This window comes from Nocardia sp. MDA0666, assembly GCF_003023875.1.
Classification (GTDB): Bacteria; Actinomycetota; Actinomycetes; order Mycobacteriales; family Mycobacteriaceae; genus Nocardia; species Nocardia aobensis.
The window spans coordinates 1-16,020 of record NZ_PYHT01000009.1; the positions used below are offsets into that span (position 1 = coordinate 1).

16 protein-coding genes and 1 pseudogene are annotated in these 16,020 nt (G+C 67.6%); 8 read left to right on the forward strand and 9 right to left on the reverse strand.

The window, feature by feature from the left end:
• Positions 1 to 106: 106 nt before the first annotated feature.
• Positions 107 to 679, reverse strand: coding sequence for a TetR/AcrR family transcriptional regulator (locus C8258_RS14880; RefSeq protein ID WP_199195710.1), 573 nt, complete (start codon positions 677 to 679; stop codon positions 107 to 109).
• An 83-nt stretch (positions 680 to 762) separates the two neighbouring features.
• Here C8258_RS14880 and C8258_RS14885 point away from each other — a divergent pair, with 83 nt between their 5' ends.
• Positions 763 to 1,449 carry an SDR family oxidoreductase gene (locus C8258_RS14885; protein ID WP_106955696.1) on the forward strand — a complete coding sequence of 229 codons (687 nt, stop codon included), beginning with the start codon at positions 763 to 765 and terminating at the stop codon, positions 1,447 to 1,449.
• A 32-nt stretch (positions 1,450 to 1,481) separates the two neighbouring features.
• Here C8258_RS14885 and C8258_RS14890 read toward each other — a convergent pair whose 3' ends face one another.
• From C8258_RS14890 to C8258_RS14900, 3 genes are all read right to left on the reverse strand, one after another.
• Positions 1,482 to 2,015 carry a dihydrofolate reductase family protein gene (locus C8258_RS14890; protein ID WP_106955824.1) on the reverse strand — a complete coding sequence of 178 codons (534 nt, stop codon included), beginning with the start codon at positions 2,013 to 2,015 and terminating at the stop codon, positions 1,482 to 1,484.
• Between the two features lie 2 nt (positions 2,016 to 2,017).
• On the reverse strand, positions 2,018 to 2,935 hold the full coding sequence (locus C8258_RS14895) for a helix-turn-helix domain-containing protein (protein WP_233225099.1): 918 nt from the start codon (positions 2,933 to 2,935) through the stop codon (positions 2,018 to 2,020).
• 83 nt (positions 2,936 to 3,018) lie between these two features.
• Positions 3,019 to 3,441: a DUF1707 domain-containing protein gene (locus C8258_RS14900; RefSeq protein WP_233225100.1), complete on the reverse strand. Its 423-nt coding sequence runs from the start codon at positions 3,439 to 3,441 to the stop codon at positions 3,019 to 3,021.
• Positions 3,442 to 3,776: 335 nt separating this feature from the next.
• Here C8258_RS14900 and C8258_RS14905 point away from each other — a divergent pair, with 335 nt between their 5' ends.
• Both C8258_RS14905 and C8258_RS14910 read left to right on the forward strand, forming a co-directional pair.
• Complete coding sequence (locus C8258_RS14905) at positions 3,777 to 4,829, forward strand: mechanosensitive ion channel family protein (RefSeq protein WP_106955698.1); 1,053 nt, start codon at positions 3,777 to 3,779, stop codon at positions 4,827 to 4,829.
• Between the two features lie 19 nt (positions 4,830 to 4,848).
• Positions 4,849 to 5,703: a TIGR03621 family F420-dependent LLM class oxidoreductase gene (locus C8258_RS14910; RefSeq protein ID WP_106955699.1), complete on the forward strand. Its 855-nt coding sequence runs from the start codon at positions 4,849 to 4,851 to the stop codon at positions 5,701 to 5,703.
• Here the strand turns inward: C8258_RS14910 and C8258_RS14915 are convergent.
• Positions 5,700 to 6,830 (reverse strand): ImmA/IrrE family metallo-endopeptidase, encoded by a 1,131-nt coding sequence (locus tag C8258_RS14915; RefSeq protein ID WP_106955700.1) that lies wholly within the window; start codon positions 6,828 to 6,830, stop codon positions 5,700 to 5,702. The genes C8258_RS14910 and C8258_RS14915 overlap by 4 nt on opposite strands.
• A 106-nt stretch (positions 6,831 to 6,936) precedes the next feature.
• Positions 6,937 to 7,737, reverse strand: a complete 801-nt coding sequence (locus C8258_RS14920) for an SGNH/GDSL hydrolase family protein (protein ID WP_106955701.1) — start codon at positions 7,735 to 7,737, stop codon at positions 6,937 to 6,939.
• 246 nt (positions 7,738 to 7,983) lie between these two features.
• Between C8258_RS14920 and C8258_RS14925 the strand changes: the two genes are divergently transcribed.
• From C8258_RS14925 to C8258_RS14945, 5 genes and pseudogenes are all read left to right on the forward strand, one after another.
• Positions 7,984 to 8,460 carry a nuclear transport factor 2 family protein gene (locus C8258_RS14925; protein ID WP_063065153.1) on the forward strand — a complete coding sequence of 159 codons (477 nt, stop codon included), beginning with the start codon at positions 7,984 to 7,986 and terminating at the stop codon, positions 8,458 to 8,460.
• Between the two features lie 61 nt (positions 8,461 to 8,521).
• Positions 8,522 to 8,734 (forward strand): annotated as a pseudogene (locus C8258_RS14930) (SDR family oxidoreductase); the annotation flags it as partial.
• Between the two features lie 142 nt (positions 8,735 to 8,876).
• Positions 8,877 to 10,811, forward strand: coding sequence for a UvrD-helicase domain-containing protein (locus C8258_RS14935; RefSeq protein ID WP_106955703.1), 1,935 nt, complete (start codon positions 8,877 to 8,879; stop codon positions 10,809 to 10,811).
• 48 nt (positions 10,812 to 10,859) lie between these two features.
• A complete protein-coding gene (locus C8258_RS14940; protein WP_106955704.1) occupies positions 10,860 to 11,666 on the forward strand; it encodes a hypothetical protein in 807 nt (268 codons plus the stop codon).
• A 5-nt stretch (positions 11,667 to 11,671) separates the two neighbouring features.
• Positions 11,672 to 12,157, forward strand: coding sequence for an alpha/beta-hydrolase N-terminal domain-containing protein (locus tag C8258_RS14945; RefSeq protein ID WP_106955705.1), 486 nt, complete (start codon positions 11,672 to 11,674; stop codon positions 12,155 to 12,157).
• Positions 12,158 to 12,251: 94 nt separating this feature from the next.
• Here C8258_RS14945 and C8258_RS14950 read toward each other — a convergent pair whose 3' ends face one another.
• From C8258_RS14950 to C8258_RS14960, 3 genes are all read right to left on the reverse strand, one after another.
• Positions 12,252 to 14,366 (reverse strand): FAD-dependent oxidoreductase, encoded by a 2,115-nt coding sequence (locus tag C8258_RS14950; protein WP_106955706.1) that lies wholly within the window; start codon positions 14,364 to 14,366, stop codon positions 12,252 to 12,254.
• Between the two features lie 94 nt (positions 14,367 to 14,460).
• Positions 14,461 to 14,967 carry a gluconokinase gene (locus C8258_RS14955; protein ID WP_106955826.1) on the reverse strand — a complete coding sequence of 169 codons (507 nt, stop codon included), beginning with the start codon at positions 14,965 to 14,967 and terminating at the stop codon, positions 14,461 to 14,463.
• A 141-nt stretch (positions 14,968 to 15,108) separates the two neighbouring features.
• Positions 15,109 to 15,987, reverse strand: a complete 879-nt coding sequence (locus C8258_RS14960; RefSeq protein WP_106955707.1) for a sterol desaturase family protein — start codon at positions 15,985 to 15,987, stop codon at positions 15,109 to 15,111.
• Positions 15,988 to 16,020 lie beyond the last annotated feature (33 nt).

The following is a 16,020-nucleotide window of genomic DNA, read 5'->3' on the forward strand; positions in this document are numbered from 1 at the left end:
TGTGTATAAGAGACAGGGGTGACAGCCGCGCGCACGCCCACCTCGGCCGGTGGGGTGTGCGCGCGGTTCGGTGAGTGAAGATCTCCCGGTACGCCCGAGGTCGCCCTCACCGCACGGCGCGCACCACGAAATCCGCCAGCTGCCGCCCCGATTCGTCATCGAGCGGTGCGTGATCGAGCAGCAGGCGATACCACAGCACGCCGTACACCACGTCGATCATCAGGTCCGGATCCATATCGGCGGCGACCTCGCCCCGCGCGATCGCGCGATCGATGATCTGCCGCAACGCATCTCGGCGGCTGAACAGGAATCGATCCCGGAACGCCTGGGCGAAAACGGGATCCAGTAGCGCCTGCGCCATCAGCCCGACCAGTACCGGCCGTTGTCCGCGCTGCCGGAAGGTATCGGCCAGGAATGCGGTCAGATCTCCGGGCAGCGAGCCCGTATCGGGTATCGCGATCACCGCGGCGACCTCGGTGAGCATCGCCTCGAGCACCACGTCCGCCTTCGACGGCCACCACCGGTAGATGGTCTGCTTGCCCGACCCCGCACGCGCCGCGATGCCCTCGATCGTCAGCGCGGCGTAGCCCTTCTCCCGCAACTCGGCCATCGCCGCCGAGAGGATCGCGCGCCGTCGATCCTCACTGCGCGGCCTCCCGACCTGCTTGTCGCCCGTCATGCCGCCACTTTACAAGACGCGGCGGTTCGAATTAGATTGATACGAGACGCAACGTCTAGAAACTAGAAACTTGGAGGCGCAGCATGCGCATCGTCATCATGGGTGGAACCTCGGGCATCGGTCTGGCCGCCGCCGAGGTGCTCTCCGAAGCGGGTCACGAGGTCGTGGTCACCGGCCGTGACCCGGAAAAGCTTGCGGCCGTGAAGGATCGGGTCGCCGCGGCCGAGGCGGTCGACGGCACGTCCGCGGCGGAGATCGCCGCATTCTTCGAACGTGTCGGCGCCGTCGATCACCTGGTCCTCGCCTTCAGCCCCGGTGCGACCGGCGCCGGACCCCTGCGCGAGGTCGCACTCGACGACGTGCGGGCCGGATTCGACGGCAAACTGTTCGGATACCTGTCGGCGATCCAGCACGCTCAGGTCAGCGGCTCGATCACCATGGTGTCGGCGGCCAGTGCGCGGGCCGCGCTGCCGGGCACGGTGACCCTCGCGGCCGTCAACGGCGCCATCGAACGCATCGTCTCACCGCTGGCCGTGGAATTGGCCCCGGTGCGGGTGAACGCGATCGCTCCCGGCGTAATCGATACCGCGTGGTGGTCGTTCCTGTCGCCGGAGGAGCGGGCCGCGCAGTTCCGCGGCGCCGCCGAATCCGTGCCGGCGGGCCGGGTGGGCACGCCCGCCGATGTCGCCGATGCCATCCGCTATGTCATCGGCGCGGACTACGTCACCGGTACGGTCTTGCCGGTGGACGGCGGGTTCACGGTCGCGTAGCCGGCGTGGCGACCGTGAACCCGCGGTATCGCTTACCGGACGATGTCGTAACGGGCACAGGCAAATTCACCGTTGCGCGCCAGTTCGGTCAGCTTCATCTCGACCCGGCGGGGCAGCAGTGGCTGTCCTGCCCCGAGTGTGATGGGGGCGATCGATACGCACACTTCGTCCAGCAATCCGTGGTCGGCGAACTGTCCCGCCAGCTCGCCGCCGCCGACGATCCAGATGTCTTTGTCTGCGGCGACGTCGGTCATCTCCTTGTGCACCACGGTGATCGGCTGCTGCGTATACCGCACGTCGGCCCCGTCGGTGCGCGGGTCGAAGTCGCGGTGGGTGAAGACCCATGCGGGCATCGAGTAGGGCCATTCCATCTCGGGATGGTTGTCGAGGATCCACCGATACGTGTTGGCGCCCATGGCGATAGCGCCGATGTCGGCGATGAACGCGTCGTACCCCATCGGGCCGTCGTTGTCGACCTGCCGGGTCACCAGCCAGTCCAGTTGGTGGTCCGGTGTGGCGATGAATCCGTCCAGGGTGGTGGCGGTGTAGTACACGGTGCGGGGCATGGTCATCCTCTCCTGCGCAACCACATGATGGGGTCGCCGTTGTTGTGTTCGGTTGTCCGATCGGGGAATTCGCTGTCGATCCACTGGCGCACCAGCAGTCGCCGGTAGGCCGAATAGGTGAGCACGTGGGCGATCACGGAGCCGAGGACGAAACTTTCCGGCGGCTCGCACAGGGCGTCGATCAGGGTGTCGTCCCAGCCGCCGCGACGGTCGATGTCGCGGACGGTATCCAGCCACCGCGGCACCGTCTCCTCGAATCGCCGTGTCAGTCCGGGGAGGTCGTCGGATCCGCGGCCGGGTTGATCGGTGCCTTCGATGGCGGCCAGCCACACCTGTTTGGTCCATACCAGGTATGCGAGGACGGTCGCGATCGACGCATCCGGTCCATCCCACGCCAGTACCGCCGCGGACGAACGCTGCCGCCGGTACCGGTGTTCGTCCAGGCCCTTCGCGAGGTCGAGGAGTTCGCGCGTGTCCTCCACGTCGTGGTGCAGCAGCAGCGATGTCGGATCCATATCGTGTCTGCCTTTCGGTTCGCCCTCCACCCACAGCGACATCGGCGGGTGGAAATGGATCCCGTTCACCGCGGGAAGCCAGCGGATGCGGGAGGCGGCCGGCGTCGCGCTCGGCGGATGTCCGTAGGCGCGGCTGTAGGCCCGGCTGAACCCCTCCACCGAGTCGTAACCCGCGGCGAAGGCGACATCCGTCACCGCCGCGCCGCCACTCAACTGCCAGGCGGCGCGCTCGAGCAGCACCCGCCGCCGCATCGCCACCGGCGCCTCGCCGGTACCGCGGGAGAATTGCCGGGAGAAGTGATAGGGCGAGACGAACGCGCCCTGCGCCATCGCACTCAGCGTGGTGTTGTTCTCGTCGAGAACGGAATCGAGCAGTTCCCGTAATCGGTCACGTCCGGTCGTCACACCGTTCAGTGTGGTCGGCGCGGGTCATGGCGCGCTTGACCGATCTTGCGCATGTCCGCGTGAACCGGCTCCGCGCCGTGAATTCACACCCGGTAGTGCCGGCGGGGGCCGTATCCGGGCGGGCCGTATCCGCGGCGGTGATGGATGAACAGGAAGAACAGCGCCGGGAAGACGAAGAACGGAATCATATGGGTGGTGGCGACGATCACGACCGCGACCACCACCGCGGCCAGCAGCAGCGCCGGGAACACTGGGCGCGCGCGGCGGGGCTCCCGCTGCGGTCGGGCCGGCGGGGCGGGTAGCGGACGCGGCAGGTCGCTGAAGAGGACGACCAAGTCGGCGGCGGTCTTCGCTGCGTAGGCACGGCTCACGCGCTCGTCGTATTCGTCGAGCTCGAGGCGTCCGGCCGCGAAATGGTCGCCGAGGGCGGCCGCGGCCTGTTCACGTTCGGCCGTGCCGACGCGGACGCTCGGCGACCCGAACACCGCGGGGTCGAAATCGGTCATGGCAACCGCCTCACCGGGGAAACGAAATCACGATGCACCCAGCGTAGGACGGTTCGGCGAATCGTGCCTGCGCCCGCGGGCGTATCCGCGGCTACGCCCCGCGACGGATCCGGCGTGGATCGCTCGCGCGGACGATGCCGGCGAACTCCGGATGAGCAGCGGAAAATACCCGGAAGCCTTGCCGTGAAACACTATTCACCGCATCGGCCCAGGTCGCGAAAGTGTCGGATTTCGCACAGCCGCGGGCGGCGGCGAGCTGCGGTTTCCCTCGGTAGCGTGGCTGAAAGCCCGAGATACGAGCAAGCCCGACAAGCCGTCGCGAGGAGTTGGAAGCCTTGGAGGAGGTACTTCGACCGCTGGTGGTCTTCGCCGCGACACTCGCGGTCACCATTTCGATCGGCGCGGTGGTCGACCGCCTGTTGAGTCACGCCGCGCAGAAGCATCCCGCTAACCGACTGCCCGGTCTACTGCGTCGCATCCACCTGCCGCTGCAGGTGTTCCTGGCGACGATAGCCCTGCATTTCACCTATCCGCTGGCAGAGATCAACCTGCGCCACGACGCGGTCGTGCTGAACATCCTCGCCGCGGTGGCGATCCTGTCCGCCGCCTGGGTGGTGATGCGTGCCGTCGACGCGGTCGCCGAGAACACGCTGGACAAATACGCTCATCGCACCAGCGACATCGCCAAGGTGCGGCGGCTGCATACGCAGCTGACGCTGGTCCGGCGCATCATCACCACGGTGCTGGCGATCACCACCGCGGCGGTCGCGATTCTGCTGCTGTTCCCGGACCTGCGTACCCTCGGCACCTCACTGCTGGCCTCAGCCGGCATCATCGGCGTGATCGCCGGTGTCGCCGCACAGTCGACGCTGGGCAATCTGGTGGCCGGCCTGCAGATCGCGTTCGGTGATTCGGTGAAGATCGGCGACACCGTGGTGGTCGAGGGGGAGTGGGGCACGGTCGAGGAGATCACGCTGTCGTTCCTCACCGTCCGCATCTGGGACGACCGCCGTCTCACCATGCCGGTCTCGTACTTCAACTCCAAACCGTACGAGAACTGGTCCAAGGGCGGCCCGCAGATCACCGGCACGGTCTTCCTCTACCTGGACACCAGCACGCCGGTGGCCGAACTGCGGGAACATCTGCGCGACTATCTGCGCACCCGGGACGATTGGGACGGCCGCAGCTGGAATCTGCTGGTCACCGACAGCACCCCCTTCGGTATCCAGGTCCGCGCCTCCATGTCGGCCCGCAATGCCGACGACGTGTGGACGCTGCGTTGTGCGGTGCGCGAGGAACTGCTGGCCTGGCTGCGCAACGAACACCCGGCCGCCCTGCCGAAGATCCCGACCAGCGTGGTCGAACGCGAACATGCGATGGCCGAGTAGCCGCCTATAGAGTCGTGGAGTGCGCGAATTCCGCTTCGGAGTCAACTTCCTCAATCCCGGGTCCGCCGACGAGTGGGCCACGAAATGCCGGCGGGCCGAATCGCTCGGCTACGACGTGCTGTTGGTTCCCGACCACCTGGAACTCCCGGCGCCCTTCCCGTCGGTGCTCGCCGCCGCGCAGGCCGCCGAACGCCCGCGGGTGGGCACCTTCGTCCTGAACGCCGCGTTCTGGAACCCGGTCCTGCTGGCGCGCGACGTGGTCAGCACCGCCCGGCTCACCGGCGGCCGGCTCGAGCTCGGCCTCGGAACCGGTTATGTGCGAGACGAATTCGAGGAAGCCGGCATCGATTTCGGCACCCCACGGAGCCGGGTCGACCACCTCGAGAAGACGCTGACCGAACTCCGGCGGATGCTGCCCGAACCGCACCCCACCATTCTGCTGGGCGGCAGCGGTAACCGCATGCTGCGGCTGGCGGCTCGCCACGCCGACATCATCGCGTTCACCGGTGGCGAATCCGTCCCCGGCGCCACCGACGGCTCGATGCGCCTGTCCAGTGCCGAGACGGTCGACGAACGTGTCGCCGCGGCACGGCGTTTCGTCACCGAGTACGACCGCGATCCGGAATTCAACATCCTGGTCCAGCAGGTCGTGGAAACACATGACCGCAAGGCCGCCGCCACCGAGATCGCCGCGCAGATGGACCATTTGAGCGTCGCCGAGGTGCTGGACGCGCCGACCCTGCTGATCGGCACACCCGCCGAGATGGCCGATCAGGTGCGAGAACGCCGGGAACGCTACGGGTTCTCCTACGTCACCGTATTGGAGCCCGCGATGGAGGCGTTCGCCAAGGTGATGCGGGAAGTGCGGGGCTAGTGCACGACCGACAGATGCGGACCGACCTGCGCCTCGCCGAGGACTTCGGCGAGAAGCCATGAGGTCCACCGCAGTTCGTCGGTGAGTTCCGCGCGCCCGAACCCCGCGCTGTGCGCCCGCGCCACGGCCTCCGCCAGCAATCCGGGTGCCTCGCCGGGATATTCGGCGACCGGCTCACGGTCGTGATCCAGAGTCCGGGTCGGTTCGAGAATGTGCATGCGGGGCCCTCGGTCCTGGCCGATCCGCCTGATCACCTCGGTCGGCACACCCCACTGCCGTGCGAGCGCCGCCGGGCTGGGGAAGTGGATCGGCGACGGAAACAGCTGGGCCATGTCATCGGCGGGAACCAGCAGTTCGGCGGCGAACCGGTCGGCCTCCTCCGCCTGCGTCCGGTCTCCCGGCAGCGGGCAGGGGTGCAGTAGTAGATGGCCGAGTGCGCGCGCACACGCGAACCGGTAGCCGTAGACGCATTGCGTGTGCCGGGCGGCCACGACGATCAGCGAGCGCCCCCAGGTGTGCGCGGCGTAGGTGCCGACCCGAGCCATGGCCGCACTCGTCGCCGGCGCGAAAGCCACCACGATGCCGCGCGCCTCGAGTGTCGCGCCGAGATGCGCCAGCGGCCCCGGTACGATGCCCCAGTGGTCGCGGAGCAGGCGCGCGGCGTCGGCAGGCGCGGTTCCGTCTTCGAGGGCGGGGAGGTCGAGCGCCGGGAACCGCATCCGGCAGGCCAGCGTGTACGCCAACTCCCAAAGGTATTCCGCGAATGCCACCGCCTTGGCCCGATCGGATGCGGTGGCCGAACCGGGATCGTCGAAATGCAGGTCCGCGGCGTCGATCCGGCACATCGGGCGTCCGGTGGCGAAGTAGTCGACGGGAACTTTCAACGCCCTGGCCAGGTCGGCCGGAACGTCCGGATCGGGCTGTAGGGCGCCGATCTCGTACTGTTCGACGACCGCGGCGGACAGGCCTGCCGCGTCCGCCAGTTCGCCGACGGACAATTCGGCCCAGCGCCGCGCCTGCGTCAGTCGTATCGGCTCGAACGCCGACGCGACGAATCCGAACGGCTCGCCGGCCCGTTCGGTGAGGAGTTTCAGCCCGCGTCGGTCCTGCCGACCGTCACTGTCCACCCGAAATGTTTACCGCATCGCCGGTCGCTGCGGGGGATCCGACCCGAAGAAAAATTCGGTTTCCGGCGAAGCGGACAAACTGATGCGCGGCGAAACCTCCGGCTATTCAGGACATTTCGCCCGGCATGACCGGCAGCAGTTCAGGGCGTTTCGCCGGCCGGCCGTCACCGGTCGACACGCCGCGCAGCCGCCGCCACACCCACGGGCGCAATGTCGCTGCCACCCAGGCGAGTTCGCCGACTACACCGGCCGCGCGGAAACGCTCGGAGCCGTCCGGCGGCAGCGCCCAGTTGTGATCGGCGCCGTCGAGACCCAGTGCCTCCGCGGCGGCCAGCGCGAACCGTTCGTGACCCAGTTCGGAGCCGTGCAGCCGGTCCGGACTCCACATGCGCAGATCGGCCATCGACGCGGCGCCGAACAGATCGACCAGGCGCAGGCCGTACCGGCTCGCGCACAAGCGAATTCGATCGTTGATCAGGTCGACGCGTGGTCCGATGTAGCGGGCGGCCAGCGGCACGACGCGGCGCACATCGGGAAAGGTCGTCGTCACCACCGTTGCGCCGCAGGCGGTCAGCTTCGCGTACAGCTCCTCCATGAGATCCAGCGCCGCGGCGAAATCGGTGCCGGGAGCCGTGACATCGTTCATGCCCGCGCAGATGCCGACCAGATCCGGGTCCATCGCCAGGGCGGCGTCGAGTTGTTCGTCCCGGATCTCCGCGAGGCGGCGACCACGCACCGCCAGATTGGCGTACCGGATCTCCGGATTGTCCTGAACCAGGCGCTCGGCCAGCCGATCGGCCCACCCGCGCAGACCGGTGCCGTCGTCGCCGTCCCACAGCCCCTCGGTCTGGCTGTCGCCCAACGCGACGAAGCGTTCGTAGCGGTTCGGCGAGGACAACGTCGTCATGGCAGACCTCCGGGACGTGAAGAGGGTGGTGCGGGCAGTCGCCACCGGCCGACCAGGCTACATCGGCGCTGTTCGGCGGAATCGGGGCGTCAGGACCGCGGTGATCCGCGCCACCGGAACGCTCACCCGGTCCCGATGGCCGGAACGACGGCACCGCCTCGCCCGGGCGTGCGCTATTACTCGACCCGAGCGGGCCGGACCACCGCTGAATCGGCCCGGCCGTCTGCCCATCGGAAGGATTTCGCCGTGACCGAACTGGCCGAACTGCACCGACGCCTCGCCCGGATCGAGGACGAACGCGCGATCGAACGGATCATCGCCTCGTACGGCCCGCTGGTCGACGCGGGTAACGTCGCCGCCGCCGATCTGTGGTCCGCCGAGGGCACCTACGACGTCGAGGACTGGCAGATGCGCGGCCGCGCCGACGTCGCCGCGATGGTCGGCTCCGACGCCCATCAGGGGCTGATCGGGCGAGGCTGCCTGCATTTCCACGGGCCGGCGGTGGTCACCGTCGACGGCGACGAGGCAGTCGCGGTCTGCGAATCCGTCCTCGTGGTCCAGCACAACGGCCGCAATGTCGTGGCCCGCACCGGCGCCAACCACTTCACCCTGCGCCGGATCGACGGCCGCTGGCAGATCACCGCCCGCACCACCCGCACGGTCGACGGCGATCCCGCGGCCCGCGAACTGCTGACCGCCGGAATCGAGGGCGTGGCGCGATGAGCGGACAACTCGCCGGCAAGGTCGCGTTGGTGAACGGGGCCGCCGCCGGTATCGGAGCGAACACCCCGAGATGGAAGCGATGGCGGATGCGGCAAACCCCATGGGGCGCATCGGTGATCCGTACGACGACATCGCGCCCGTGGTCGTATTCCTCGCCTCCGGCTATTCGCGATACCTGACCGGAAACACCCTGTTCGTCGACGGCGGCAGCCATATCAACGGTGTCGCGTGGGCACCGGATCTCGATGCCGCCGAACGGGATCGGCCGATGTAGACCGCTCACGCCGAGCTTCTCCGGCCGTATTCTCTGCACTCCCTCGTGCGATGTAATACCTTGATAGACACAGGTTTTGGTAGCCAGGGGTGTGGCGGCTCCACCACGGACCCGCCCGGCTACGCCGGTAAGGGGGCCCGTGATGGCCGATATCGACTTCGAGCGGCGTCGCCACAGAGTGGCGCAACAGCTCGGCGAACTGACCGTACTCACGCCGGCCTGGCGCCGGTTCCTGTCGGTGCCGCTGATGCGCAATGGCTGGCATGTGCTCGTGGAGCGAGAGAACAGCCGTTCGGATCGCTTCGACGCCTATGCCGTCGGCCCGGGCGGTGTCTTCGCTCTGGTCCTCACCGAGGTGGTGCCGTCGGCTGCGGAATTGCGCCGGATCCGGTGGCGTGCGGAGGAGACGTTCGCGAATCTCACCGCGGGCCGCACCCGGTATGTGCCGCATATGATCGAGGTGTTGCTGCTGATGGACGAGGCGGCCGACACTCCGGCCGAGGCCCGCTACGTCGCGGTCGACCCGACCACGATCGCCGCGCGGCTGTTCGCCGAAGCGCGCCTGTCCGGCCGCAGCGCCCGCCAGATCTCGATGACGGTGGCCGAACGCAACACCTGGTTCGCATTGCTGTCCGCCGACAGCAATGCGGTGCCCGAAACTCTGCCCGCCGACGGGCTTTTCGAGACGACGACACTGCGTGCGGACGAACGAGCGCGAGCGTTGAAGCGACCTTTCAGCGAATGGATGACGTTTCTCGACCCGGCCCAACTCGACCTCGTCTACCGAAACTACAACGGCCCCGCGCGATTCAGCGGTCCGGCGGGAACCGGGAAGACCGTCGTCGCCCTGCATCGCATGGCACGGCTGTCCAAAGAAGGCGCCGGGCGGCAGCTCTTCACCAGTTTCGTGCGCACGCTGCCGGCCTATCACGAATCGGGCTTCCGGCGCCTCGCACCGCATGCGGGTGAGCGAGTGGAGTTCGCCGGACTCCACTCCTGGACCACTCAGTTTCTGCGCAGCCGCGATATCGGCTGCCGCCTGGGCAGCGGCGACAACGCCTTCTACCACGCCTGGCGCACCGCCCGCCGCCATCTCGAACCCCTCGAACCGAATCCGAGCTATTGGAAGGACGAACTGCATCGGGTCATCAAGGGCCAAGGTATCGATCGCGATCTCTACCTGAAGATCGACCGGGTGGGCCGAAGCGGCCTGCGGCTGGACAAAACGCACCGCGAGCTCGTCTGGGCGCACCTGTACCTGCCGTATCAGGCGGCGCTGCAGGACCTCGCGACGGTGGATTTCAACGACGTCATCGATCTGGCGATCGACGAACTGCGCGCGGCGCCGCTGGACGCACCCTACGACCTGGTGGTTGTCGACGAGGTCCAGGACTTCACGCTGATGGAACTCAAACTTGTGCACCAGATCGCCGGCGGCACCTCCACCTCGCCGTTGTTGCTGGTGGGCGACGGTCAGCAGCAGGTCTATCCCGGCGGCTGGCGCCTGTCGGATGCCGGCATCCCGATCGTCGGCCGCGGCGCGGTGCTGCGCACCAACTACCGCAATCGCGCGGCCGTGCACGACTACGCCAAGCGGGTCGACGCCACGAATACGGTCGACGACCTCGACGGCGCACCGGGCTTCGTCCTGCGCGACAGCGAGGTCGTATTGCCGGGCGGCGCCGCCCGCTCGGAAACCTTCTCGCGGTCGCGGGCCGAGGAGAAGGTGATCGCGGCCCTGACCGACTCCGGATATCCGCACTCCGACGTCGCCGTGATCACCGACACCGACCGCCAGGCCGAGAGAATCCGAGCAGCATTGCGCCGCAAGCGAATTCCCGCAGTCTCGCTCGAACACTACGACGGCACCCAGCATGATGCGGTGAAGGTCGGAACCGTGCATCGCGCCAAGGGCATGGACTTCGCTGCCGTGTTCCACCTCACCGACGCGCCGGCCGCACCCGTCGACCGTTTGCGCGGCAGCGAGCGCGACCGGGCGGAGCTGGCGGCACGGCAGACCATGGTGGCGCTGACCCGCGCCCGCGACCACATCTGGATCGGGCTGATGAAGGATTGAGGCCCACGAGTCGGTCTTTCTCAGCTGAATCGGTTACCTTCGGCATCCATGACCGACGCATCACCGGGTCCGGCCGGGCCGCACGCCCTGCCGGAATCGACGCCCACCGCACCCGCCCGAGATCGCCGGCCGCGACGACTGGGCAAGGTCCGTCAGGTGGTCGTCTCGGTGATGCTGGCGGTGATGACAGCCATGGTGCCGCTGGCCTTCGCGCCCGCCATGCCCGCCTCGGCGGCGGTGGCGAAGCCGGGCGTGGAGAATGCGCCGGCCCGCGCGGCGGTCACCGATCTGGTCGGCGACCACCCGTGGTCGGTGGCCCTACCCGCCGATTTCGCGGCCGAGGCGGGCTATCGTCCGGTGGTCGAGAACGGGATTCTCGTCGATCCCGACGGGGACTGCTCGTCGCCGATCCAGCTTCCCGCCGAGTTCACCGAGGCCTGCAAGGCTCACGACCTGGGCTACGACATGCTGCGATACGCCGAACAGCGGCAGCAACCGCTGCAGCCGTGGGCACGCCAAGCCATCGACGCGACCCTGCAGCGCCGCATGCACGCCGCCTGCGATACGCGCGCCGACACCGCCGCCCGCGCCCGCTGCGATGTCCTGGCGACGGTCGCCACCACGGGCGTCGACCTGAATTCCCGGCGGCAGAACTACGCCACCCCGGACCCGGAGTTTCTGTTCGGCGCGCAACTGTCCGGCGAACGGCTCAGTGATCAGCTGCTCCACTTCGGCGGTCCGGCCGCGATCGGAGCGGTCTCGGCGGCGATCGTCGGCATCGTGGCGTGGCGGCGGCTGCGGCCGGCCCGCCTGGCGGCCCCGAACGCCGTCGCGGAAGCCGGTGCCGCCGGGTGACCGTTATGACAGTGCAGAGCACCACCCCCCGGTCCGACGCGACGGCGAAGTCGCGCCGCCATCGGTCCCTCCACGTGCGCCCGCGCATCGATACCGTCGTCGCCGTCACCATCGCCGTCGTGATGTCGCTGCTTCCGGCAGTCCTGCCGCGCACCTCGGTATCCCAGGCCATCCTCACCGGTGTGCCGGTGGCACTCGCCATCGGAGTGGCCGGTTTGGTGCGAATGACATTGGGCCACTGGCGTTTCGATATCGACAAACGCTTCGGCCGCCACCGCGTCCCGATCCTGCTGCTCTGCGGATTCGTGGTGACGGCGGTCGTCGTGCGCGCCGCGGCATGGCAGAACGGCCTGCACGCGGCCATGGGTGAGGCCCCGGTCGGCGCGGCGTACTGGCTGCGCTGCGCACTGGGGGCGGTGGCGATCGCGGTGTTCCTGGTCGGCATCGGACGTGGAATGCGCTGGGGGATAAAGAAACTCCTGCGACTCTGAGCCTGGTCTCGCCGGGGTGCACCGCGAGAGCCGAGTGCACCGCGCTCGACCGAACCAACAGGGCTGGAGCCGAATTCACTGCGCCCGAGCTGACTTACAGCGCTGCCGCGAGCTTCCATGCCGAGTGGATCGCGCCCTCGATGTAGTCGACGGATCCGGCGTCACCCACCACATGTACCTCGGGAACCAGCCCCGCCAGCGCATCGGCCAGGGGCGCTTGCGCGGAAACACCCGAGGCGACCACCACCATGTCCGCCGCTGCGGTCGAAATCCGGTCGCCGACGCGAAATTCGACGTTCCGCTCAGTGATTCGCTGTACGGTCGCATGCCGGTGAATGGTGACGCCCGCGCCGCCCGCATGCCGAACGGCCGTCCACCGCCGAGGCATCGCCATCGGCACGCCCAGCTGCTGACCTTCCTCGAACAATGTCACGGCGCGTCCGCGTTCGGCCAGGAATTCCGAAAGTTCGAGTCCGACAAGCGAACCGCCGATCACCACCACGTTCTTGCCCATCGGCAGGAATCTGCGGGTCACCGATCGGATCGCGGCGGGGCTCTTCGTGACACCGGAAACCTTGCCCAGCTTCGCGACGGTGCGCAGCAACGGTGGCACCCGGGATACGTCTCCGACGCCGGTCATCAAGGCGCGCAACGTATCGCCGGTGTGCACGTGCGGCAGATCGCTGCCGGGAACCGTCGGCCGATCCCGCACCGCGCCGGTGGCCACCACGACCACGTCGGGATTCAGCGCCTGGATCAGCGGCGCGGTTGCCTCGGTCTTCAACCGGATATCGATGTCGAGTTGCTCCACTTGGCTCTTCAGCCAGTTCAGCAGGCGCTCGTTGTCGGGCGTGGTCAAACTGGAGAACCAGAGGGTGCCTCCGAGGCGATCCGCCTTGTCCAGCAGCGTGACTCGGTGTCCACGCTCGGCTGCGAGACGGGCGACCTCGAGCCCGCCGGGACCGGCCCCGACCACGACGATACGTTTCGATGTCGTGCTGCGAACCAACGGAAGGACTTTCTCGTCGCCGAGTGCCGGGTTCACCGCACACAGCGGGGTGTCGTCCCAGAAGTTCTCCTGAACGCACACATAGCAATTGATGCAGGGCCGAACGTTCTGCGGTGTCCCGGCACGCAACTTGTTCACCAATTCCGGGTCGGCGAGCAACTGCCGTCCCATCGCCGCGAAATCCGCCTTGCCCTCGGCGATGACCTTCTCACCGATCTCCGGCAATACCCTGCCGACAGTGATCACGGGAATCGAGACGGCCTTCTTCACCTCGCCCGCCAATTCCGTATAGGCGCCGACTCGGTCCGGCAGCGGCCCATCGGTAAAGTTGGAGAACGGGTTTCGGCCCCAGCCGGTGACATGAATAGCGTCCGCTCCGGCCGCCTCGAACAGCGCCGATGCCTGCTTCGCCTCCTCGGTGGTCAGCGCATCGTCCTCACCGAATTCACGCCCCGCGATCCGCACCAGAATCGCCAGCGCATCGCCGACCTCCGCCTTGACCGCGCGAATCACCTCGACCGCCAAACGCGCCCGATTCACCAGTGAGCCACCGTATTCGTCGGTCCGCTTGTTGTCCGCCCGGCTCAGAAAGCCGCCGAGTATGTACCCGTGCGCGCAGTGAATTTCGACGGCGTCACCACCGGCCGCCTGCACCCGCCTCGCGGCCTCCGCGAAACACCGCACGACCCAATCGATATCGTCCTGTGTGGCTTCGCGATAGGTGGCCTGCTTACCGCCCGTGACAGCCGCGAGTTTCTGCAATTCTTCCGCGGTGTTGTCGGCCAGCGCCGACATATCCGCCGAGCCGCGCGGCGTCGACGGAACCAGCAGCGGCCGCCCCTGCACGGTATCGATCCGGGCGATCTTCCCGTGATGCGTCATCTGCACACATAATTTGCTGCCCGCGGCATGGACCGCGTCCGCGAGTGCGCGGAGACCGGGAATGAACCGATCCTCGGACAGCCCGGGTTCCTTGGTGCTCGCACAGCCCACCGGGTAGGCGACGGCACAGCATCCGGTGATGATCAGCCCCGTCCCGCCGGCCGCACGGGCGGCGAAATGATCGATATCGCCCTGCTCGATCTCCCCGTCGTCGCAGAGGTTCATATCCATCGCTGGCAGAACGACGCGGTTGGGGACGGTCATCGGGCCGATCGTCCCGGGGGCGAGCAGGTGGGGAAAGGTCTGGTTGCGCGGCACGCGTCGACGCTAGAACTCCCGTGTGCGGGCCAGGGCGAACTTCCCGATCACCGAGACATCGACCGTGTGCCGTCGGCGCGGACCCGGAAACGCACTACCCGATGTGCAGCAGCGCAGCGGCATTCTCCGCGAGGACTTCCGGTGCGCGATCGGTGTGGAGAACGACCCCGCGCTCGGCGGCGTCCAGTGGCTCGAGCGTCCGCAGTTGCGAATCGACCAGGGAGGCGGGCATGTAGTGGCCACGGCGGCCGGTCATACGCTCGATCAATTCCTCGCGATTCGCGGTCAAATGCACGAACAACACCTCGGGCGCGGCGGTCCGCAAGGCATCGCGATAACTCCGCTTCAGCGCCGAGCACGCGATCACACCACCGGTCTTCTCGACCATCCGATCGTGCAACCAGCGCCCCACCGCCGCCAGCCACGGTGCGCGATCCTCATCCGTCAGCGCAATACCCGCGGACATCTTCGCGATATTGGCAGGGGAGTGAAGGTCGTCCGCATCCGCGAAGGGACTACCGAGCCGGTCGGCAAGCAGACGACCGACCGTCGATTTCCCGGTGCCGGAGACCCCCATCACCACCACACAGGTCGGGCGCATACGGTCGGTCACCCTGGCACGGTAACCGACCCGGTTACCGCTGCCGATCATGGGCGGATATTCGTCGCATCCTCCAGCCATGCCGGGGCGCGTCGCTCCCGACCTCGCCGGTGCGTGCGACCGGAGCTGATGCCGGTGCGGTCAGCGAGGTAGCCGATCTCCGCTGTCGCTAGGGTCCGTGGCGCCGGGATGCCAACCTGGTGGCCCGAACAGATATCCGGCCCAATCGCGAATTCGTCTGGTGGAGCGTATATCTCGCCACAGCGCACCGAATTCGTAGTACTGGAGCGTGAGGACGTTCGAGCTCTCGATGTTCTTCGTGAGCCCGTAGGTGGGGCGGAAGGTTTCTGCGCGAAAGGTGCCGAACATGCGGTCCCACAGGATCAGGATGCCGCCGTAGTTGCGGTCCAGATACTCCCGATCGCTGGCATGGTGCACGCGATGATGGGACGGCGTATTGAAGACGAATTCGAACCAGCGGGGCAGCTTCCCGATGGTCTCGGTGTGCACCCAGAACTGGTAGATCAGGTTGAACGACCAAGCCGTGAAGATCATCCACGGCGGCACGCCCAAGAGCGGCAGCGGTACCCAGGCAAGGAGTTCGAACCACGGATTCCACTTCTGACGCAGCGCGGTCGCGTAGTTGAAGTACCGGCTGTTGTGGTGCACCTGATGCGCCGCCCACACCACCCGGACGCGATGCGCGAGGCGGTGATAGGCGTACCAGAGCAGATCGACCGCGAGCATGACCGCCAGCCACGACAGCGGATTGCGCGGATCGACCTGCCACGGCGCGTGTACGTACAGCACGGCGTAGCCGATGAGTGCGGCGAATTTCGCGGCACCGCTGACGAACAGAGAGACGAAACCCATGGTCAGGCTGGTTCGCGCATCGGTCACGTCGTAGCCGGCGCGATCCTCGGCATGACCGCGCAGCGCGGCGATCTCGAGGATCATCGCGAGCACGAAGAACGGCACCGCGTAGGTCACCGGCTGGTTGATCTGTTCCCACAGGGTCATCGCAGGCACTCTCCGGAACGGCTATATGACCCT

What these genes read in the sequence shown, in the direction of transcription:
- C8258_RS14880 (WP_199195710.1), bottom strand. Translation starts at nt 679, where the DNA reads ATGACGGGCGACAAGCAGGTCGGGAGGCCGCGCAGTGAGGATCGACGG.
- C8258_RS14885 (WP_106955696.1), top strand. Translation starts at nt 763, where the DNA reads ATGCGCATCGTCATCATGGGTGGAACCTCGGGCATCGGTCTGGCCGCC.
- C8258_RS14890 (WP_106955824.1), bottom strand. Translation starts at nt 2,015, where the DNA reads ATGCCCCGCACCGTGTACTACACCGCCACCACCCTGGACGGATTCATC.
- C8258_RS14900 (WP_233225100.1), bottom strand. Translation starts at nt 3,441, where the DNA reads ATGACCGATTTCGACCCCGCGGTGTTCGGGTCGCCGAGCGTCCGCGTC.
- C8258_RS14920 (WP_106955701.1), bottom strand. Translation starts at nt 7,737, where the DNA reads ATGACGACGTTGTCCTCGCCGAACCGCTACGAACGCTTCGTCGCGTTG.
- C8258_RS14935 (WP_106955703.1), top strand. Translation starts at nt 8,877, where the DNA reads ATGGCCGATATCGACTTCGAGCGGCGTCGCCACAGAGTGGCGCAACAG.
- C8258_RS14940 (WP_106955704.1), top strand. Translation starts at nt 10,860, where the DNA reads ATGACCGACGCATCACCGGGTCCGGCCGGGCCGCACGCCCTGCCGGAA.
- C8258_RS14945 (WP_106955705.1), top strand. Translation starts at nt 11,672, where the DNA reads ATGACAGTGCAGAGCACCACCCCCCGGTCCGACGCGACGGCGAAGTCG.
- C8258_RS14955 (WP_106955826.1), bottom strand. Translation starts at nt 14,967, where the DNA reads ATGCGCCCGACCTGTGTGGTGGTGATGGGGGTCTCCGGCACCGGGAAA.
- C8258_RS14960 (WP_106955707.1), bottom strand. Translation starts at nt 15,987, where the DNA reads ATGACCCTGTGGGAACAGATCAACCAGCCGGTGACCTACGCGGTGCCG.